Origin of the sequence: Mycobacterium haemophilum DSM 44634 (genome assembly GCF_000340435.2) — a bacterium.
GTDB classification, from domain to species: domain Bacteria; phylum Actinomycetota; class Actinomycetes; order Mycobacteriales; family Mycobacteriaceae; genus Mycobacterium; species Mycobacterium haemophilum.
Map to the genome: position 1 here is coordinate 2,012,565 of NZ_CP011883.2, position 20,284 is coordinate 2,032,848.

Annotated in this window: 19 protein-coding genes and 1 pseudogene; 16 read left to right on the forward strand and 4 right to left on the reverse strand. The window is 64.6% G+C overall.

Features of this window, described 5'->3' with window-relative positions:
- Position 1: 1 nt before the first annotated feature.
- From B586_RS09570 to B586_RS09585, 4 genes are all read left to right on the forward strand, one after another.
- Positions 2–817 carry an inositol monophosphatase family protein gene (locus B586_RS09570; protein WP_047313920.1) on the forward strand — a complete coding sequence of 272 codons (816 nt, stop codon included), beginning with the start codon at positions 2–4 and terminating at the stop codon, positions 815–817.
- Positions 804–1,589, forward strand: a complete 786-nt coding sequence (gene hisF / locus B586_RS09575) for an imidazole glycerol phosphate synthase subunit HisF (RefSeq protein ID WP_054880075.1) — start codon at positions 804–806, stop codon at positions 1,587–1,589. Before B586_RS09570 ends, hisF begins: the two co-directional genes overlap by 14 nt.
- Complete coding sequence (hisI, locus tag B586_RS09580) at positions 1,586–1,933, forward strand: phosphoribosyl-AMP cyclohydrolase (protein WP_047313922.1); 348 nt, start codon at positions 1,586–1,588, stop codon at positions 1,931–1,933. Before hisF ends, hisI begins: the two co-directional genes overlap by 4 nt.
- Before the next feature lie 210 nt (positions 1,934–2,143).
- Positions 2,144–3,238: a calcium:cation antiporter gene (locus B586_RS09585; RefSeq protein WP_047313923.1), complete on the forward strand. Its 1,095-nt coding sequence runs from the start codon at positions 2,144–2,146 to the stop codon at positions 3,236–3,238.
- 10 nt (positions 3,239–3,248) lie between these two features.
- On the opposite strand, the gene B586_RS09590 is transcribed toward B586_RS09585, so the two are convergent.
- On the reverse strand, positions 3,249–3,713 hold the full coding sequence (locus B586_RS09590; protein ID WP_047313924.1) for a peroxiredoxin: 465 nt from the start codon (positions 3,711–3,713) through the stop codon (positions 3,249–3,251).
- A 147-nt stretch (positions 3,714–3,860) separates the two neighbouring features.
- Here B586_RS09590 and B586_RS09595 point away from each other — a divergent pair, with 147 nt between their 5' ends.
- The 12 genes and pseudogenes from B586_RS09595 to B586_RS09650 all read left to right on the forward strand — a co-directional run bounded on the left by B586_RS09595 (position 3,861) and on the right by B586_RS09650 (position 15,827).
- On the forward strand, positions 3,861–5,438 hold the full coding sequence (locus tag B586_RS09595) for an anthranilate synthase component I (protein WP_047313925.1): 1,578 nt from the start codon (positions 3,861–3,863) through the stop codon (positions 5,436–5,438).
- An 11-nt stretch (positions 5,439–5,449) separates the two neighbouring features.
- Positions 5,450–6,112: a TIGR02234 family membrane protein gene (locus B586_RS09600; protein WP_047313926.1), complete on the forward strand. Its 663-nt coding sequence runs from the start codon at positions 5,450–5,452 to the stop codon at positions 6,110–6,112.
- A 113-nt stretch (positions 6,113–6,225) separates the two neighbouring features.
- Positions 6,226–7,044: an indole-3-glycerol phosphate synthase TrpC gene (trpC, locus tag B586_RS09605; RefSeq protein WP_047313927.1), complete on the forward strand. Its 819-nt coding sequence runs from the start codon at positions 6,226–6,228 to the stop codon at positions 7,042–7,044.
- 16 nt (positions 7,045–7,060) lie between these two features.
- Positions 7,061–8,326, forward strand: coding sequence for a tryptophan synthase subunit beta (trpB, locus tag B586_RS09610; protein ID WP_047313928.1), 1,266 nt, complete (start codon positions 7,061–7,063; stop codon positions 8,324–8,326).
- Positions 8,323–9,111 carry a tryptophan synthase subunit alpha gene (gene trpA / locus B586_RS09615; RefSeq protein WP_047313929.1) on the forward strand — a complete coding sequence of 263 codons (789 nt, stop codon included), beginning with the start codon at positions 8,323–8,325 and terminating at the stop codon, positions 9,109–9,111. Before trpB ends, trpA begins: the two co-directional genes overlap by 4 nt.
- Positions 9,108–10,037: pseudogene (gene lgt, locus B586_RS09620) on the forward strand (prolipoprotein diacylglyceryl transferase); the annotation flags it as partial. The gene trpA and the pseudogene lgt, both read left to right, overlap by 4 nt.
- 89 nt (positions 10,038–10,126) lie before the next feature.
- On the forward strand, positions 10,127–10,528 hold the full coding sequence (locus tag B586_RS09625) for a TM2 domain-containing protein (RefSeq protein ID WP_231584576.1): 402 nt from the start codon (positions 10,127–10,129) through the stop codon (positions 10,526–10,528).
- The gene (locus B586_RS09630) at positions 10,518–10,958 is read left to right on the forward strand and encodes a DUF2752 domain-containing protein (RefSeq protein WP_047313931.1); all 441 of its coding nucleotides are present in this window, start codon (positions 10,518–10,520) and stop codon (positions 10,956–10,958) included. The genes B586_RS09625 and B586_RS09630 overlap by 11 nt, the downstream gene beginning before the upstream one ends.
- An 83-nt stretch (positions 10,959–11,041) precedes the next feature.
- Entirely contained in the window at positions 11,042–12,460 is a 1,419-nt protein-coding gene (pyk, locus tag B586_RS09635) for a pyruvate kinase (RefSeq protein WP_047313932.1), read from the forward strand.
- Positions 12,461–13,327, forward strand: a complete 867-nt coding sequence (locus B586_RS09640) for an acyl-CoA thioesterase II (protein WP_054880074.1) — start codon at positions 12,461–12,463, stop codon at positions 13,325–13,327.
- A gap of 143 nt (positions 13,328–13,470) precedes the next feature.
- A complete protein-coding gene (locus B586_RS09645) occupies positions 13,471–14,868 on the forward strand; it encodes a bifunctional lysylphosphatidylglycerol flippase/synthetase MprF (protein WP_054880073.1) in 1,398 nt (465 codons plus the stop codon).
- 86 nt (positions 14,869–14,954) lie between these two features.
- Positions 14,955–15,827, forward strand: coding sequence for an SDR family oxidoreductase (locus B586_RS09650; protein ID WP_047314023.1), 873 nt, complete (start codon positions 14,955–14,957; stop codon positions 15,825–15,827).
- Here B586_RS09650 and cydC read toward each other — a convergent pair.
- From cydC to cydB, 3 genes are all read right to left on the reverse strand, one after another.
- Complete coding sequence (gene cydC, locus B586_RS09655) at positions 15,773–17,542, reverse strand: thiol reductant ABC exporter subunit CydC (RefSeq protein WP_054880072.1); 1,770 nt, start codon at positions 17,540–17,542, stop codon at positions 15,773–15,775. The genes B586_RS09650 and cydC overlap by 55 nt on opposite strands.
- Entirely contained in the window at positions 17,529–19,148 is a 1,620-nt protein-coding gene (gene cydD, locus B586_RS09660; RefSeq protein ID WP_156406745.1) for a thiol reductant ABC exporter subunit CydD, read from the reverse strand. The genes cydC and cydD overlap by 14 nt, the downstream gene beginning before the upstream one ends.
- Before the next feature lie 74 nt (positions 19,149–19,222).
- Complete coding sequence (cydB, locus tag B586_RS09665; RefSeq protein ID WP_054880070.1) at positions 19,223–20,263, reverse strand: cytochrome d ubiquinol oxidase subunit II; 1,041 nt, start codon at positions 20,261–20,263, stop codon at positions 19,223–19,225.
- Between the last annotated feature and the right edge of the window lie 21 nt (positions 20,264–20,284).

A 20,284-nucleotide genomic window follows, 5' to 3' on the forward strand; every position in this document is an offset into this window, starting at 1 on the left:
AATGGATCTGCACGCGTTGATGGCCGAGGCGTCGGCAATCCTTGATGTTGCAGCGGGCCCGTTCCTGGCCGGCCACCGCGCCGATTCGGCGGTCTGCAAGAAGGGCGACGACTTCGCCACCGAAGTCGACCTTGCCATCGAACGGCAGGTTGTCGACGCATTGGTCGAGACCACGGGCATCGGGGTGCACGGCGAGGAGTTCGGGGGTCCGGCCCCGGACTCGCCTTGGGTGTGGGTATTGGACCCGATCGACGGCACCTTCAACTACGCGGCGGGATCGCCGATGGCCGCCATGTTGTTGGCTCTGCTGCATCACGGTGATCCAGTGGCTGGCTTGACCTGGATGCCGTTCATCGGCGAGCGCTACACGGCTGTTGCGGGTGGCCCGCTAATGAAAAATGGTGTGCCGCAACCGTCATTGGCCCCCGGTGAGTTGGGCAAGGCGCTGGTCGGTGTCGGTACGTTCAATGCGGACTCACGGGGCCGGGTCCCCGGACGCTATCGGTTGGCGGTGGTGGAAAATCTCAGCCGGGCCTGTTCGCGGTTGCGTATGCATGGCTCCACTGGCACCGACCTTGCCTATGTTGCCCACGGAATCCTTGGTGGGGCAGTAAGTTTCGGTTGCCACGTCTGGGATCATGCCGCGGGCGTCGCGCTGGTGCGGGCCGCTGGTGGCGTCGTCACCGATCTGGCCGGTGAACCGTGGACGCCCGCGTCGCCGTGCGTGGTAGCCGCAGCACCCGGCGTGCATAGCCAGATCCTCGAGATCCTGCACGGCATGGGCGAACCGGAGGATTACCGAGATGTACTCGGGTAACGGTCTTGCGGTACGGGTGATTCCCTGCCTGGATGTCGATGACGGGCGGGTGGTCAAAGGGGTCAATTTCGAGAACCTCCGGGATGCGGGTGATCCCGTGGAGCTGGCAGCCGCCTACGACGCCGAAGGTGCCGACGAGCTGACTTTTCTTGACGTGACCGCATCGTCGTCGGGCAGGGCCACCATGCTGGAGGTGGTGCGCCACACCGCCGAGCAGGTGTTCATCCCGCTGACGGTCGGCGGTGGGGTGCGCACGGTCGCCGACGTCGACATGTTGCTGCGCGCGGGAGCCGACAAGGTTGCGGTCAACACCGCCGCAATCGCTCGCCCCGAGCTGCTGGCGGACATGGCAAGGCAATTCGGCTCCCAGTGCATCGTGTTATCTGTCGACGCGCGCACGGTGGCAGGCGGATCAGCACCGACACCGTCCGGGTGGGAGGTCACCACTCATGGCGGTCGCCGCGGCACCGGTATCGACGCCGTCGAGTGGGCGGCCCGCGGGGCCGACCTCGGGGTGGGGGAAATCCTGCTGAACTCGATGGACGCCGACGGCACTAAAGCCGGGTTCGACTTGGCGATGCTGCGGGCCGTTCGGGCCGCGGTCACGGTGCCGGTCATCGCCAGCGGCGGCGCCGGGACAACCGAACACTTCGTGCCAGCGGTTGCTGCCGGTGCCGATGCGGTTTTGGCGGCCAGCGTCTTTCATTTCCGAGAGCTGACGATCGGGCAGGTAAAGGCCGCCATGGCCGCAGCAGGGATCACGGTGCGATGACACTCGACCCAGACATCGCCGCGCGCCTCAAGCGCAACGCCGACGGTTTAGTCACCGCCGTCGTGCAGGAGCGCTCCAGCGGCGACGTGTTAATGGTCGCTTGGATGGACGACGAGGCGCTGGCTCGCACCCTGGAAACCCGTGAGGCCACCTACTATTCGCGATCCCGTGCCCAACAGTGGGTCAAGGGCGCGACCTCCGGCAACACGCAGCATGTCCACTCGGTGCGCCTGGACTGCGATGGCGACACCGTGCTGTTGACGGTCGACCAGGTCGGTGGAGCCTGCCACACCGGCGCCCACAGTTGCTTCGATGCCGCAGTGCTGTTGGCTCCTCAGGACTAGTCGGAGCCCCACCCATGCGGTAAAGCCGTTGGCGCGCATGGTATCTTTGGTCCACTCGACTGGCTTGAGGACGCCAAAGTTCTTGACCGGGCACCCACGACCGCGACCAACGCGACAGCGGCCAGCGCCTGTGTCGGATGCTGGCCACCGTGGTTCCGCGTTCGCCCCCGCTGCCGAGCCGGCAGATAACTTCGATGAGAATGGCGGGCGATGTTGAAACGAATGTCCTGGACCGCGCTGGTCCCGCTGTGTGCTCTGGCCGTGCTGGCATTGACCTGGGGCCGGGAGATCGGTCCGGTAGTGACCGCGTTACAGGCGGCATTGCTGACCGGCGCGGTGCTGGCCGCGGTCCACCACGCGGAGGTCGTCGCGCACCGTGTTGGTGAGCCGTTCGGGTCGTTGGTGCTCGCTGCGGCGGTGACGGTCATCGAGGTGGCTCTCATCGTCACGCTCATGGCTTCTGGCGAGAACGAATCATGGACGCTGGCCAGGGACACCGCGTTCGCCGCGCTCATGATCACCACGAACGGGATCGCCGGTTTGTCGCTGCTGCTGGGTTCCCGACGCTACGGCGTGACATTGTTCAACGCCCACGGCAGCGGCGCCGCGCTGGCCACGCTCACGACGTTGGCGACGCTAAGCCTGGTACTGCCCACTTTCACCACTAGTCACCGCGGCAATGAGTTCTCACCTGGCCAGCTGGCCTTCGCTGCCGTCGCTTCGCTAGGGCTGTATCTGCTGTTTGTCTTCACGCAAACTATCCGGCATCGCGACTTTTTTCTGCCGGTCGCACAGAAGGGCCAAAAAGGCCTGTTCGAGGAGGATGAAAGCCATGCCGATCCGCCCAGCGCCCGGTCGGCGCTGATCAGCCTCGCACTGCTGCTTGTTGCGTTGACCGCGGTGGTGGGTCTGGCCGAACTGCAGTCGTCGGCAATCGAGCATTTGGTGACAGCAGTTGGATTCCCTCAGCCCTTCGTTGGCGTGGTGATCGCCACGCTGGTGCTGTTGCCAGAAACACTTGCGGCGGTGCGTGCGGCGCGTCGAGGCCGCATCCAGACCAGCCTGAACCTGGCCTACGGCTCGGCGATGGCCAGCATTGGGCTGACCATCCCGGCCATCGCGCTGGCCTCCATTTGGCTTACCGGACCGCTGATACTTGGCCTGGGCGCGACCCAGTTGGTGTTGCTGGCGCTGACCGTCGTCATCAGCGTGCTGACCGTGGTGCCGGGGCGGGCTACCCGACTCCAGGGCGAGGTGCATCTAGTGCTGCTCGCCGCTTTCGTATTTTTGGCGATCATCCCGTAAGCGTAAATATCTACGCGGTCGAGTTGGCCCGCAGCGTCTCGAGCGCCTTGTCGGCGTGGGTGTCCATGCTGAATTCGCTGGAGATCACATTGAGCACCTTGCGGTCGGTGTCGATAACAAAGGTCGTGCGTTTAACCGGAATGAGTTTGCCAAGCAGGCCGCGCTTGACGCCGAATTGGGTGGCCACCCTGCCGTCGGTGTCCGACAGCAGGGGGTAGTCGAAATTCTGGGTGTCGGCGAACTTGGCTTGCTTGTGAACAGGATCGGCGCTGATGCCGACCCGGCTAGCCCCAACCGCGCCAAATTCTTTCGCCAAGTCGCGGAAATGGCACGCTTCCTTGGTGCAGCCAGGTGTCATCGCCGCCGGATAAAAGAACAGCACTACCGGCCCCTCGGCAAGCAGCGCGCTGAGCGTACGCGGCGTTCCGGTCTGATCGGGAAGTTCGAAGTCAGCCACGGTGTCACCAGTTTTCATGGCCGCCACGCTACGCCGGAGCCCAGACCTCTGCCGCGAGCTGGGGCACCTCCCGCTTGCGGGAAACGCCACTGCGAATCTCGACGTGGAAAAGCGCAGCTACGCTACGCTCGCGAGCCGCACACCGCCATCTGCGAGGATGGATCGGTGCATGCCCACCTCGCCGCCACCACGTCACGTGAGGACTTTCGCCAGCTAGCGGCGGATCACCGGGTGGTTCCAGTAACCCGCAAGGTCTTGGCCGACAGCGAGACACCACTGTCGGCTTACCGTAAGCTCGCCGCCAATCGTCCGGGCACCTTCTTGCTGGAGTCGGCTGAGAACGGCCGATCCTGGTCCCGGTGGTCGTTCATTGGCGCGGGGGCGCCGTCGGCTTTGACAGTTCGTGACGGTGAAGCGGTGTGGCTGGGTACTGTGCCGCAGGACGCGCCCACCGGCGGCGACCCGCTGCACGCCCTGCAGGCCACGCTCGAGCTACTGGCCACCGCGGCAATGCCCGGGCTGCCACCGCTATCGGGCGGCATGGTGGGCTTCTTCGCCTACGACATGGTGCGGCGCCTGGAACGCCTGCCTGAACTGGCTCTCAATGACCTGCAGTTGCCCGACATGCTGCTGCTGTTGGCCACCGACGTAGCGGCCGTTGACCATCATGAGGGCACGATCACCCTGATCGCCAACGCCGTGAACTGGAACGGCACCGATGAGCGGGTAGATGAGGCCTACGACGATGCGATCGCGCGCCTAGACGTCATGACCGCAGCATTGGGCCAGCCGCTGCCGTCGACCGTTGCCACGTTCAGCCGGCCCGACCCTCGGCGCCGAGCGCAACGCACCATCGAGGAATACGGTGCGATCGTCGACCACCTGGTCGACCAGATCGCGGCCGGTGAGGCCTTTCAGGTGGTGCCCTCGCAGCGCTTCGAGGTGGATACCGATGTCGATCCGATCGACGTCTATCGCATGCTGCGGGTCACCAACCCCAGCCCCTACATGTATCTGCTGCATGTGCCGAATAGTGATGGCGCAACTGGCTTTTCGATCGTCGGATCCAGTCCGGAGGCGCTGGTGACTGTCAAGGACGGCCGGGCGACGACGCATCCGATCGCCGGGACCCGCTGGCGAGGGCAGACCGAAGAAGAGGATCAGCTACTGGAGAAAGAGCTGCTCGCCGACGAGAAGGAACGAGCAGAGCACTTGATGCTTGTCGATCTCGGTCGCAACGACCTCGGTCGGGTCTGTACGCCGGGCACCGTACGCGTCGAGGATTACAGCCACATCGAACATTACAGTCACGTCATGCACATGGTGTCCACGGTCACCGGGCTGCTCGGCGAGGGCCGCACCGCCCTGGACGCGGTGACCGCCTGCTTCCCGGCCGGCACGCTGTCGGGTGCGCCCAAGGTGCGGGCTATGGAGCTGATCGAAGAAGTGGAGAAGACGCGCCGCGGCCTTTATGGCGGCGTGGTCGGTTATCTCGACTTCGCCGGTAACGCTGACTTCGCGATAGCCATCCGCACGGCGCTGATGCGCGACGGCATCGCGTATGTCCAAGCCGGCGGTGGGGTGGTGGCCGACTCGAATGGGCCCTACGAGTACACCGAGGCGAGCAACAAGGCTCGAGCGGTGTTGAACGCTATCGCCGCCGCCGAGACGCTGACCGCTCCGGAGTTCGGCGTGGCGACGATGTCGGCCGCGCAGCGGCCAGGGGGCGAGGCGGGCGATTAAAGGAGGCCGCGATGGCTGCTGATACCAGGAGCGCCCGGGCTGGCCGGCTGACGATCCGGATAGCGCAGTTATTGCTGGTGGTTGCGGCCGGCGCGCTGTGGCTGGCGGCACGGCTGCCGTGGGTAGTTATTCGGTCGTTCGACGGGCTGGGTCCGCCGAAGGAGGTGGCTCTCTCCGGAGCGTCGTGGTCGACGGCGTTGCTGCCGTTAGCGCTGCTCATGCTGGCCACGGTCGTCGCAGCGATCGCGGTGCGCGGTTGGCCGCTGCGGGTGTTGGCGGGGCTGCTGGCAGCGGTTAGCTTCCTGGTCGGCTATTTGGGTGTCAGCCTGTGGGTGCTGCCGGATGTAGCGGTGCGCGGCGCTGAGCTGGCACACGTCTCGCTGCTGTCGCTGGTGGGAAGCCAACGGCACTACCTGGGCGCAGGGGTTGCGGTGGCCGCTGCTGGGTGCACCCTCATTGCTGCTGTTTTATTGATGCGGTCGGCTTCCGTCGTCGGATCCGCCCGCCAGGGCACATCAAAATACGTGGCCCCAGCGCAACGCCGTTCGATCGCGCGGCGCGACGACGCCGCCACAGCGATCCCGGAAATGCCAGAGCGGATGATCTGGGATGCGCTTGACGAGGGCCGAGACCCGACGGACCGACCCCGCGAGCCTGACACCGAGGGGCGGTGACGGGCCGTGCGCCGACGGTCGCTACCCTTCATGAACGTCGTCGAAATCGGCGGGGGACCGTCCGGTATCCGTTCGGTGGCGGTGGGCGCGAAGTGGGAAAGGAAACGACACGCATGTGTCCGGCAACCGTGCTTGACTCCATCCTAGAGGGAGTCCGGGCCGACGTTGCCGCACGCGAAGCCCGCATCGGCTTGTCCGAGATCAAAGCGGCCGCCGCTGCGGCGCCCGCACCGCTGGACGTGATGGCCGCCTTACGCGAGCCAGGTATTGGTGTTATCGCCGAGGTCAAGCGCGCCAGCCCATCGGCGGGCTCATTGGCCACCATTGCTGACCCGGCAAAGCTGGCCCAGGCCTATGAGGACGGCGGCGCGCGGATCATCAGCGTCTTGACCGAGGAACGTCGCTTTAACGGCTCACTCGACGACCTCGATGCAGTGCGCGCCGCGGTCTCAGTGCCGGTTTTGCGCAAAGACTTTGTGGTGCAGCCATATCAGATCCATGAGGCGCGCGCGCACGGCGCCGATATGTTGTTGCTTATCGTTGCCGCGTTGGACCAGTCGGCGCTGGTGTCGATGCTGGACCGGACCGAATCACTGGGGATGACCGCTCTCGTGGAGGTCCACACGGAACAAGAAGCGGACCGGGCCCTAAAGGCGGGGGCCAAGGTGATCGGCGTCAACGCCCGCGATCTGATGACGCTCGAAGTGGACCGGGATTGCTTCTCGCGAATCGCTCCTGGGCTGCCGAGTAACGTGATCAGGATCGCCGAATCCGGGGTGCGTGGCACCGCAGATCTGTTGGCGTATGCCGGTGCGGGAGCTGACGCCGTATTGGTCGGCGAAGGCCTGGTGAAAAGTGGTGACCCACGTGCAGCGGTAGCCGATCTGGTCACCGCGGGTACTCACCCGTCATGTCCAAAACCGGCTCGCTAGTTGTTTGACTCTGGTGATGCCAGATCTTGCCCGTCCGGATTTTCCGCGTTTTAGCGCGGCCATCTCCGAAACCACTCGCCATGACCCCGATTCGGGTGGGCATTTCGGTGGCCCCGATGGGTATGGTGGCCGCTACGTCCCGGAAGCGCTGATGGCGGTGATCGAGGAGGTCACCGCGGCCTACGAGAAAGAACGCGTCAACCAGGACTTCCTGGACACGCTGGATAAGTTGCAGGCAAACTACGCCGGCCGGCCGTCGCCGCTATATGAGGCCACTCGGCTGAGCGAGTACGCCGGCTCGGCGCGCATCTTCCTTAAGCGAGAAGACCTGAACCACACTGGTTCTCACAAGATCAACAATGTGCTCGGTCAGGCGTTGCTGGCTCAGCGCATGGGCAAGACTCGGGTGATCGCTGAGACGGGCGCCGGTCAGCATGGGGTGGCCACGGCGACGGCCTGCGCGCTGCTCGGCCTGCAGTGTGTGATCTACATGGGTGCCGTTGACACCGCCCGGCAGGCACTCAACGTGGCGAGGATGCGGCTGCTTGGTGCAGAGGTAGTCTCGGTCGAGACCGGTTCGCAAACGCTCAAGGACGCCATCAACGACGCGTTCCGGGATTGGGTTACCAACGCCGACAACACCTACTACTGCTTCGGGACCGCGGCCGGACCGCATCCCTTCCCGACGATGGTGCGTGACTTTCAGCGCATCATCGGCCTCGAGACACGCGTGCAGATCCAGGATCAGGCGGGCCGGTTGCCGGACGCGGTCACGGCGTGTGTCGGCGGAGGATCCAACGCCATCGGGATCTTCCACGCGTTCCTCGATGATCCCGGTGTACGACTGGTTGGGTTCGAGGCGGCCGGCGATGGCGTCGAGACCGGCAGGCATGCGGCGACATTCACCGGCGGTTCGCCCGGAGCGTTCCAGGGATCGTTCTCCTATCTGCTGCAGGACGAGGACGGTCAGACCATTGAATCCCATTCGATCTCAGCAGGTTTGGACTATCCGGGGGTCGGTCCCGAACACGCGTGGCTTAAGGAAACCGGACGTGCCGAATACCGGCCCATTACCGATTCCGAGGCGATGGAGGCGTTTCGTTTGCTGTGTCGCACCGAAGGCATTATCCCGGCCATCGAGTCCGCGCATGCGGTGGCCGGTGCCCTCAAGTTGGGTGCTGAAATGGGGAAGGGTGCGGTCATTGTGGTGAACCTGTCGGGTCGCGGCGACAAAGACGTCGAGACCGCCGCGAAGTGGTTCGGCCTGCTGGATAAGCCATGACCGGGCTGGGGCCGGTTTTCGATTCGTGCCGCAAGGACAATCGCGCGGCACTGATCGGGTATCTGCCTACCGGTTATCCCGACGTGCCTACTTCGGTGGCCGCGATGACTGCGCTCGCCGAATCCGGTTGCGACATCATTGAAGTCGGTGTGCCGTATTCGGATCCGGGCATGGACGGTCCAACCATCGCGAGGGCCACCGAGACTGCGCTTCGTGGGGGAGTGCGAGTTCGCGATACGTTGGCCGCGGTCGAGGCGATCAGCCAAGCTGGCGGGCGCGCCGTGGTGATGACGTACTGGAATCCGGTGCTGCGCTACGGGGTTGATGCGTTCGCGCGGGATCTGGCGTCGGCTGGAGGGCACGGTCTGATCACCCCCGACCTCATTCCCGACGAAGCACGCCAGTGGATCACAGCATCTGAGGAACATCGGTTGGATCGCATTTTTCTGGTGGCGCCGTCATCGACGCCGCAACGGTTGGTGGCCACGGTCGAGGCATCACGCGGATTTGTCTATGCGGTGTCCACGATGGGGGTGACCGGGGCGCGTGACGCGGTGTCGCAGGTTGCACCAGAACTGGTAGCCAGGGTGAAGGCGGTATCTGATATTGCGGTCGGCGTCGGCCTGGGTGTGCGATCACGAGAGCAGGCTGCGCAGATCGGCGGCTACGCCGACGGTGTCATCGTCGGCTCCGCGTTGGTGTCGGCGCTGGGCGACGGTTTGCCTCGATTGCGTGCTCTGACCGAGGAACTCGCCGCCGGTGTGCGCCAAAGGACGTCCGTGTGACGAGGGTGTTGCCCAGCTATTTTCCCAGCCCGCCGCGTGGGGTCTGGCACCTTGGGCCGCTACCGATTCGGGCGTACGCACTGTTCATCATCGTCGGCATCGTCGCCGCGCTGGTGATCGGCGACCGGCGCTGGGGGGCCCGCGGCGGTGAGCGCGGCGTGATCTATGACATCGCGTTGTGGGCTGTGCCTTTCGGATTGGTTGGCGGCAGGCTCTATCACCTGGCCACTGATTGGCGGACCTACTTCGGGCAGGGCGGTGCCGGGCTCGGCGCGGCGCTGCGAATCTGGGACGGCGGCTTGGGCATCTGGGGTGCGGTGGCTCTCGGCGGCGTGGGCGCGTGGATTGGGTGTCGACGTCGCGGAATTCCGTTGCCGGCATTCGGTGACGCGCTGGCTCCGGGAATCATCTTGGCGCAGGCGATCGGCCGGTTAGGAAACTATTTCAACCAGGAGCTTTACGGCCGGGAAACCACGATGCCGTGGGGGTTAGAGATCTTCTACCGTCGAGATCCCACGGGGTATGTGGACCCACATTCGCTCGATGGTGTTTCGACTGGGCAGTTGGCGTTCGTCGTACAGCCGACATTTCTTTACGAACTGATCTGGAACGTTCTGGTATTCGTTGCGTTGATCTATGTGGACCGCTGGTTCACGCTGGGCCACGGGCGACTGTTTGCAACCTATGTCGCTGCCTACTGCGTCGGGCGGTTCTGCGTCGAGCTGTTGCGCGACGACACCGCCACACACATCGCTGGAATCCGGATCAATTCGTTCACATCGACTTTCGTGTTCATCGGGGCGGTGGTTTACATCATTCTGGCGCCGAAGGGCCGCGAAGACCCTGAAACCCTGTGTGGTGCTGAATACGATACCGACGCCGAGCCGGAAGAATCCGTTGTTGAGCAGGCCGGGGAACTTGTGGCCGGTGACGACGCTGGGGCGGCGCAGCGGCGATGGACAGCTTGGCCGAGGATCAGGGGTCGGTAGCCCGGTGGATCTGGCATGCTGAAAATGTGACTGATCAGCCGTGGTCCGATCCGGCGGGGTCTGGCTCGCCACCACCGCAGCCGCCGCCGGGCTATCCATCTGGGTATCCGCCGTCGTATCCGCAATACCCGGGGCCTGGGGGTTACTTTGATCCGGCCGCACCCTGGGGTCGGCATCCGGTGACCGGGCAGCCGCTTTCCGACAAATCGAAGATCGTTGCAGGTCTGTTACAGCTACTTGGCTTCATCGGCATCGTGGGCATCGGCCGCATCTACCTCGGCTACACCGGGCTGGGTATCGCGCAGTTGCTGGTGGGCATCTTCACGTGCGGGCTTGGCGCGGTCATCTGGGGCATTGTCGACGCGCTGTTGATTTTGACCGACAAGGTCAGCGACCCGTCGGGTCGCCCGTTGCGCGATGGAACCTAATCAGGTCTTGCGAGCCGCACGGCAGCGTCGTCAGCAGGGCCCGCGTCGTCGTCTTTACGGCGTAGCCGGTTCGGGCGTGCTGATGGCCGGTGCGTTCGGCTATATCGGGCTGGTCGACCCGCACAACGCGGATTCGGTGTATCCGCTGTGCCCGTTCAAGCTGCTCACGGGCTGGAACTGCCCGCTTTGTGGTGGCCTTCGGTTGACGCATGACCTGCTGCACGGCGACCTGGCGGCCAGCGTCAACGACAATGTCTTCCTGTTGGTCGGCATCCCGGTGTTGGTCGGCTGGGTGGTGCTGCGTCGTCGCTGTGGCCAGTCAGCACTGCCGACAGCCGCGTTGCTGACGATCGTGGTCGCGTCGATCGCGTGGACAGTGCTGCGCAACGTGCCCGGGTTCCCGTTGGTTCCGACCGTTTACAGCGGGTAGCCACGCGGTGCGCCGGGACAAGTTAGCCGTCCTTACGTACCTGAAGTCCGCGATAGCTAGTGGCGAGACTATGCTGGGTCGCCGTGACGAGACGCGGGAAGATCGTCTGTACCCTTGGCCCTGCAACACAATCGGACGAGCTAATCCGGGCGCTGGTCGAAGCCGGAATGGACGTCGCCCGAATGAACTTCAGTCACGGCGATTACGCCGATCACAAAGCCGCCTACGACCGGGTGCGCATCGCGTCTGATGCCACCGGCCGGGCGGTGGGCGTGCTCGCCGACCTGCAGGGCCCGAAGATCAGGTTGGGGCGCTTCGCCACGGGGCCCACCTACTGGGCCGACGGTGAAACGGTACGGATCACGGTGGCCGACTGCCAAGGCAGCCACGACCGGGTATCCACCACCTACAAGAAGTTGGCCAGGGACGCGGTGGTCGGTGACCGGGTTCTGGTCGACGACGGCAAGGTCGGACTGGTGGTTTCGGCCATCGAGGGCGACGACGTGGTCTGTACTGTCACCGAAGGCGGCCCGGTTAGCAACAACAAGGGCATGTCCTTACCCGGGATGAACGTGTCTGCTCCGGCCTTATCGGACAAGGACATCGAGGATCTCACGTTCGCGCTGAACCTCGGCGTCGACCTGGTCGCGCTGTCGTTCGTGCGCTCACCGTCTGACGTCGAGCTGGTCCACGAGGTGATGGATCGCATCGGGCGCCGTGTTCCCGTGATCGCCAAGCTGGAGAAGCCTGAAGCCGTCGATAACCTCGAAGCTATCGTGCTGGCCTTCGATGCCATCATGGTGGCCCGCGGCGACCTGGGTGTCGAGCTGCCGCTGGAAGAGGTCCCGCTGGTGCAGAAGCGGGCCATCCAGATGGCCCGGGAGAACGCGAAACCCGTCATCGTGGCGACCCAGATGCTCGACTCGATGATCGAGAACTCACGGCCAACCCGAGCCGAGGCCTCCGACGTCGCCAATGCGGTGCTCGACGGCGCCGACGCGCTCATGTTGTCCGGGGAAACGTCGGTGGGGAAGTACCCATTGGCGGCCGTGAAGACGATGTCGCGCATCGTGTGCGCGGTTGAGGAGAATTCCACGGCTGCGCCGCCGTTGACACACGTGCCTCGCACGAAGCGGGGCGTGATCTCGTACGCTGCCCGCGACATCGGTGAACGACTCGACGCCAAGGCCCTGGTCGCGTTCACTCAATCCGGTGACACGGTGCGGCGACTGGCGCGTCTCCATACCCCGCTGCCGCTGCTAGCCTTCACCGCGTGGCCCGAGGTGCGTAGCCAACTCGCCATGACTTGGGGCACCGAGACATTCCTCGTCCCGAAGATGCTGTCCACCGACGGCATGATCCGCCAGGTGGACAAGTCACTGCTCGAACTTGGTCGTTACAAGCGTGGTGACTTGGTGGTGATCGTCGCGGGCGCGCCACCTGGCACAGTAGGTTCGACCAACCTGATCCATGTGCACCGGATCGGGGAGGACGACGTCTAGTTGTCGGACTTTGAGGAACTGCTTGCGGTATTGGATCTCAACCGCGTTGCCGACGACCTATTCATCGGATCTCATCCCAGCAAGAACCCGCTGCGGACATTCGGCGGGCAGCTCATGGCGCAGTCCTTTGTGGCGAGCAGCCGCACGCTGACCCGAGACGACCTGCCGCCCAGCGCATTCTCGGTGCACTTCATCAACGGTGGTGATACCGCCAAGGACATCGAGTTTCACGTGGTACGGCTGCGTGACGAGCGGCGCTTCGCTAATCGTCGTGTCGACGCGATGCAGCACGGCATGTTGTTGTCCTCGGCGATGATTTCGTACATGTCCGGTGGTCGCGGCCTCGAGCATGCTGTCGAGCCGCCGGAGGTGGCCGAACCCCATACCCGGCCGCCGATCGGCGAGCTGTTGCGCGGCTATGAGCAGACCGTGCCGCACTTTGTCAACGCGTTGCGGCCGATCGAATGGCGTTACACCAACGACCCGTCCTGGGTGATGCGTGACAAAGGCCAACGGCTTGCCCACAACCGGGTTTGGGTCAAGGCGCTGGGGGCACTGCCCAACGATCCCGTGCTGCACACCGCGGCAATGCTGTATTCCACGGACACCACCGTGTTGGACTCGGTCATCACCACCCACGGGCTGTCCTGGGGCTTCGACCGCATTTTCGCTGCGTCCGCCAACCATTCGGTGTGGTTTCACCGGCAGGTGAACTTTGATGACTGGGTGTTGTATTCGACGTCGTCGCCGGTGGCTGCGGATTCTCGCGGGTTAGGTACGGGGCATTTGTTTGATCGCTCGGGGCAACTCATTGCCACGGTGGTCCAAGAAGGGGTACTGAAATACTTTCCCGCTTCCCGTCAATAGACCGCAGCTAGATGCGCAAGACAACCGCCTGATTTCGGCTCAGCACCGCCCTGATCAGGCGTAGCGTTTCGGTAGGTGGTATTTGATGGTGGCAGCGATGGGTGAGCCGCTTCGCTGAGAAGTAGCGACATCGGGAGGTAGCTGTGAACGGGCCGCCGGTCGATGTCGTGCCGAGGCTCCGCGTGCGTGAACGTGTCGTGGTTCACGTCGATTCGTTCGCCGCTCGCTGGATCGGTGCTTTGGCTCTGCTTTGTGCCGCACTCTGGCTGATCGTGCTACTTGCTCGCCGCGATCCTCACCCGGAGTGGCACGCCGCCGGCCGGCTGGGCTGGTCGCTGACGGTGCTGGCTGCGATGGCATTGATCGCTCGTGGCATCTTCCTGGGGCGTCCGGTGACGACCATGCACGCGACCGCTGCGGCGTTGTGTGTGCTAGCAGGCGTGGGTGCGCACGTGCTGGCCTTCGATTTGCTCGGTGACGTGCTGATCGCCAGCTCGGGGATGGTGTTGATGTGGCCGACAGCGTCGCGTCCGTGGCCCGCGGATCTGCCGCGTGCATGGAGGTTGATCAATGCCACCAGCGCGGATCCGCTGGCGCCGTTCGCCATGCAGACGGGCAAGAGCTATCACTTCACGACCGCCGGTACCGCGGCGCTGGCATACCGGACGCGGATGGGCTATGCGGTGGTCGGCGGGGACCCGATCGGTGCCGAGGAGCAATTCCCCGAGTTGGTCAGCGACTTCGCGGCCATGTGTCATACCCACGGCTGGCGGATCGCGGTGGTGGGCTGCAGCGAGCGGCGGCTCAAGCTATGGAGTGATCCTGTCAGACTTCGGCAATCGCTGCGGGCAATACCGATCGGCCGCGATGTTGTCATCGACGTGTCGAGCTTCAACATGGTGGGGCGCAAGTTCCGCAACCTGCGTCAGGCAGTGCAGCGCACCCACAATTGCGGCATCACAACCGAGATCGTGGCAGAACAAGAACTTGACGATAAGCGGCTGGCTGAGCTGACTGACGTAGTGCGGGCCTCCCCCAGCGGAGCACACACCGATCGCGGGTTTTACATGAACCTCGATGGGGTGCTGGAGGGACGGTTTCCCGGAATGCAGCTGATTATCGCCAGGGACGCCGCGGGCCGTGTGCAGGGCTTTCACCGGTATGCGACTGCCGGCGGCGGTACTGATATCACCCTTGATGTGCCTTGGCGTCGTCCCGGAGCCCCGAACGGGATCGATGAACGGCTTAGCATCGACATGATGATGGCCGCCAAAGAGGCTGGGGCGCAGCGGATATCGTTATCGTTCGCGGCTTTCCCGGAGATCTTCGACGGCGCGCAGTCCGGTCGGTTGCAGCGCGTCTGCTACCGGTTGATCCATGTCCTAGACCCGTTGATCGCACTTGAGTCGCTATACCGTTATGTGCGCAAGTTTCACGCGCTGGACCAGCGACGCTACGCGTTGATCTCGATCACGCAGATCATTCCCTTGGTGTTCGTGCTGTTATCGTTGGAGTTCATGCCGCGTCGCCGGCACCTCTAAGGAGTATCTGCGGCCAATCGGCCGGCCCGCCCTGTCGATTGTGAAACAGCCCGACCGTGCGCTGGGCTGGGTCTAAAATCGCGGGCATGCCATCGGTCCTTATCACCGGCGCCGCTCGCGGGATCGGACGCTCTATTGCCATTCACCTGGCGGCGAATGGCTGGGAGGTGTTCGCCGGGGTCCGCACCGATGACGATGCGGCCGCGATCGCGATGAACCATCCGATTACGCCGGTCATTCTCGACATCACCGATGCCGATCATCTTGCTGCACTGGACAGTTCGCTTCCCGAGAGCCTGGATGCCGTCGTCAACAATGCCGGCGTCCTGGTCTACGGACCGCTGGAAGCCCTTTCGCTAGCGGAGCTGCGGCGGCAATTCGAGGTAAACGTTTTCGGCCAGATTGCGGTGACCCAGGCGGTGCTGCCGCGGCTACGGCGCGCACAGGGCCGGATCGTGCTCGTCTCGAGTCTCACTGGCAAGGTAGCGCTTCCGCTGATCGGTGCATACTGCGCGTCGAAATTCGCACTTGAGGCCGCGGGCGACGTGCTGCGCATGGAGCTGAAGCGGTGGAACATCGCCGTTGCGCTCATCGAGGCCGGAGCGACGGACACCGACATGTGTCGGAATGGACACGACATGTTGGATGACGCGGCGGCGAGGCTGTCGGCGGAACACCGCGAACTGTACGAAGGCCATTTCACGGGCCTGAATAACTCGCTCATGTCGCAGATGACAGCGGCGCCAGTGCCGCCGGAGAAGGTTGCCGCCGTTGTCGTTAAGGCGCTGACGGCGCGCCGGCCCCGTGACCGATATTTCATCGCTGCCGGCGACAAGTTGCAGCAAGCGCTGATGACGCAGCTTCCCGCGACGGCGCGCGATTGGGTTCTTCGACGGGTGACGAATCAACCCGGATCTTCCCAGCCCAGCCGTCGATTGCTCCGGCTGGCGGGGATGTGAAGCGACGACCTCGCCGCGCCAATGCGTAGTTCGGCGCAGCGAAGGTCTTGGGGCAGGTGGTGGGTGGCCACCACGACGGTTCTGTCGCTGGACATCAGCGCGGAGTTGGGGGCCAACAGCTCACCGAGCACCCGTTCGGCGTCGATCGCGTCGAGGTGTTCGGTGGGTTCGTCGAGCAGCACGATCCGGGCGGGTGAGAGTACCGCACGAGCCAGCAGCAACCTTCTACGTTGGCCCGCCGAGACCGCCTGTGCGCCACCGATTAACACGGTCGACAGACCCTCCGGCAAGCTAGCGAGCCAGCCGCTGAGGCCGACTTCGGCCAATGCCGCGGCCAGTTCGTCGTCGCGGCAATCGCCGCGCGCGACCAGTAGGTTGTCTCGAATCGTGGTGGCGAAGATATGCGCGTCCTCGGCGAAAAAGCTGACAGTGCTGTGTAATTGACCTTCATCAAGTTGGCTGACATCGACTCCGTCCAGCATCACTCGTCCACGCAGCGGCGGCAGCAGGCCCGCGAGCGTCATCAGCAATGTCGTCTTACCAGCGCCGCTGGCACCGGTGACGGCCAGCCGGGCGCCGGGCGGCAGGTCGAGGGTCACCTGGGCTTGCCGCGTCGCATCGGCGTGTCCTGAACAGATATCGGCGAATAGCCGGCTGGTGCAGGTAGCTAGCGGTGGCGTCGCCCTAGGCTCCGTGCGCCATGGGTGGCTTGACGGGGCCAGGTCGAGGAGGCGACGCGCCGCGATCCGTGACCGCGTCAACTGGATGGCGGCCGCAGGTAACGGAGTCATCGCTTCAAATGCGGACAGTGGCAACAACATCAGGACGGCCAGTGTGGTTGGCGCGACGGTTGGGGCTATGGCGATCCCGGACACCACGGCGCCGAGCACACTGGCCCCGATCGCCGCGGTCGGCATTGCCTCAGCGATCGCGGCTGGTCTGGCCGCGGCGTCGAGGGCGGCGCCCCAAGCATGTTGCCGGCGTTGCGATTCGGCGATGACATCTGGCAGTGCACCTGCGACGCGAAGCTCGGGCGCATGTTCGAGCGCGGTCATCGCCGACGTATCGCGCTCGGAATGATGTTGCCGGGCAATAGCTTCCTGCGCCACAGCGGCCTTGCCGGCAAGCCACGGCGCCACAACACCTGTAACTAGTAGGCAGGTCGCCAGTACCGCAGCGGCCGGCCACGACATAGCCGCGACAACCGCGGTCGCCGCCAGCGACAAGACCACTGCGACGCCGATGGGCACCACGGCTCGAACCAGCACGTTGGCCAATTCGTCGACGTCAGCGCCGACCCGTGCCACCAGCTCGCCGCTGTGCAGCCGGGCGGCGGCCGCTGCCGGTCCGTGGGCTAGCCGATGATAGATCTGCACGCGAGCGGTGCTGGCTGCGCGTAGCGCGGTGTCGTGCGTGACCAGTCGCTCGCAGTAGTGCAGCAAGCCGCGTGAAATCGCGAAGGTTCGTACCGCGACCACCGCAATGGACAGGTCCAACACGGGTGGCATCTGCCAGGCCCGGGTGATCAACCATGCCGAAATCCCGGCCAGTGCCAGCGCGCTGCCTAGCGACAGCACCCCCATTGTGATAGCTGCCAGGATGCGGAGCAGCCGCGGCCGCAACAGGCTCGACGCGGCCAGTAGGGTCCTGTGGCGGCGACCCGCTGCACCCGGCTTTGCCGCGCTTGCGATCGCCGCGGGATCAGACCGGCGCATAACGTGCCTGACCGTCCGAAACAACTTCGACAACCCGGTCACCGATGGCGACGACGTGCTCGCGGTGGCCGACGATCACCACGGTCGCGCCGGCGCGCGCACGGTTCACGATGGCTCGTAACACCCGGTTCTCGGTGCGGGCATCCAGGTGTGCGGTGGGCTCATCGAGCAGCAGCACGGATGCGTCTGAACCGAGCGCTCGGGCCAGGCCCAGCCGCTGCCGCTGTCCGAGCGACAGCCCGACGCCTCCGCGCCCGACGATAGTGTCCATCCCGTCCGGAAGATCGGTCAGCACGGTATCGAATCCAGATACAGCGCAAGCAGTTTCAAGGTCGCCGGGGTTATCCAGACCGCCCAGCAGAATCAGGTTGTCACTGACGGTGCCCGGGATTAGCACCGGGCGCTGCGGCAGCCAGGCTAACTGTCGCCACCAAGCGTCGGGGCTCAGGTCGGCGACGTCGATGCCAGCAACGGTGACGCGGCCTGACGATGGCGTGGTTAGTCCGGCGATCGCCTGCAGTGTGGTGCTTTTGCCCGCGCCGTTTTGCCCGGTCAACACGGTTACTTGACCGGGCTCGATCACCGCGGTGAGATCGCAAGGGGAGCGGCCGTCGCGGCCGGTCACGCTGAGCCTTTCGAGGCGGATCTTTGCGCCATGCGCGGCGACTGTCTGCCGCGAAGTTGGGCCAGCCGGTGCCGGGGCGGCCTCGCCGATCAGCGAGAATGCCTTGTCGGCAGCGGCCCTGCCGTTTTGCGCCGCATGGAATTCCACGCCGACGCGACGCAGCGGCCAGTACACATCCGGCGCCAGCAACAGGACGGTTAAACCGGTGATCAGGCTCATCTCGCCGAACACCAGGCGAAGACCGATCCCGACCGCGATCAACGCCACACCGAGCGTGGCCAGCAGTTCAAGCACCAATGCGGATAAGAACGCGATCCGTAGCGTCGCCATCGCCGAGCGGCGATGGGCGGCACCGAGTTCGGCTATCCGGTGTTCCGGACCCGAGCCGCGGCCCAGCGCTCGCAGGGTGGGGATACCAGAGATCAGATCCAACAGCCGCGCTTGTAGGGTCGTCATAGCGGCCAGCGTGGCCGCCGATCGGTCAGCCGTCGCCAGCCCAATCAGCACCATGAAAATTGGTATCAACGGCAGTGTGATCGTCACGATCGCAGTCGATTTCAGGTCGTAGAACGCGATCACGGTGACGGTTGCGGGGGTGAGGATCACGGCCAGCAGCAAGGTTGGCAGGTATCCGGTGAAGTAGGGACGCAAGCCGTCGAGGCCACGAGTGACCACTACCGCGGCGGCGTCGCGCTGCGCTGCCAGTTCACCGGGTTGCCGGGCTGTCACCGCCGCCAGGAGCTGACCGCCCAGATCGGCGATAATCGCGCTGGCCCCACGTTGGCTCAGGCGGGCCTGAAACCAGTGTGTCGCTGTGCGGATGACCCACAGCCCCAACAGGATTGACAGTGGACCCAGCCAGCCGCGCAAGCCGCGTGCTGTGGGATCGGTGATCACCCGCGCGACGATGCTGGCCAGCAGAACTGCTGAGCCGATTACGCAGCTCGAGATCACCACCCCACAACCCACGGTGGTAACCAGGAAGCGGCGTAACGCGCTGGACGCCCCCCATAGTCGCGGGTCCAGGGGAGCTCTGCTGTTCGAGTTCTTTGCGCTCAGGACGTACGCCTCGTCAGGCCGATCGGCGGCGGTATTCGCTCAGCTGAGATCCGTTGCCGGAAAACCCAATACGTCCACGTCTGGTACACGACTGTCAGTGGGGCAAAGAATGCCGTCACCCACGTCATGATCTTGAGAGTGTAGGGGGTCGACGAGGCGTTGTAGATTGTCACGCTCCATTGCGTGTTCAGCGTCGAGGGCACCAAGTTTGGATATAGCACGCCGAACAACAGCACCACGACGGCTGCCACGACCACTGCGGTGCAGGTGAACGCCCAGCCGTCGGAGGCGCGCCGCCACACCAACAACACCGCTGCCAGCTGCGCGACCACCGCGACGGCCAGCACCAGCCAGGTCCAGTTCTTGCCATGCGCAAGTTGCGTCCAAAGCCCGAAGCCCGCAACCAGTCCCGTCACCGGAAGCGACAACCAGGCGGCGAATCGGTAGGCATCGTCGCGGATCGGGCCGGAGGTCTTCAACGTGACAAACACCGCGCCGTAGAGCAAAAACAGCCCGGCCGTGGCCAAGCCGCCCAGCAGCGTGTAGCCGTTGAGCACGTCGGCGATCGACAGGTTGACGTGACTAGTGGCGTCCACGGGGAGCCCGCGCACCAAAATGGCGAACGCTACACCCCACAGCACCGCGGGCAACCACGACCCGGCCGCAATACCGAAATCGGCCCAGTAGCGCCATTTTGTGTCGTCGATCTTGCCCCGCCATTCGATGGCGACGGCGCGCACGATCATGCCGAACAGGATGGCCAGCAGCGGCAGGTACAGCGTGGAGAACACGGTGGCGTACCAGCCGGGAAACGCGGCGAACATCGCGGCGCCCGCAACGATCAGCCAGACCTCGTTGCCGTCCCACACCGGGCCGATGGTGTTCAGCGCGACGCGCCGGTGGGCTTCTGAATCGCCGGTTCGCACGTGAGCGAACGGCTCCATCAACATACCCACGCCGAAGTCGAAGCCCTCCAGAATGAAGAAGCCAAGGAACAACGCCGCGATGACACCGAACCACAATTCGTGGAGTCCCACTGCTCAGCTCCTTTCGGGAGT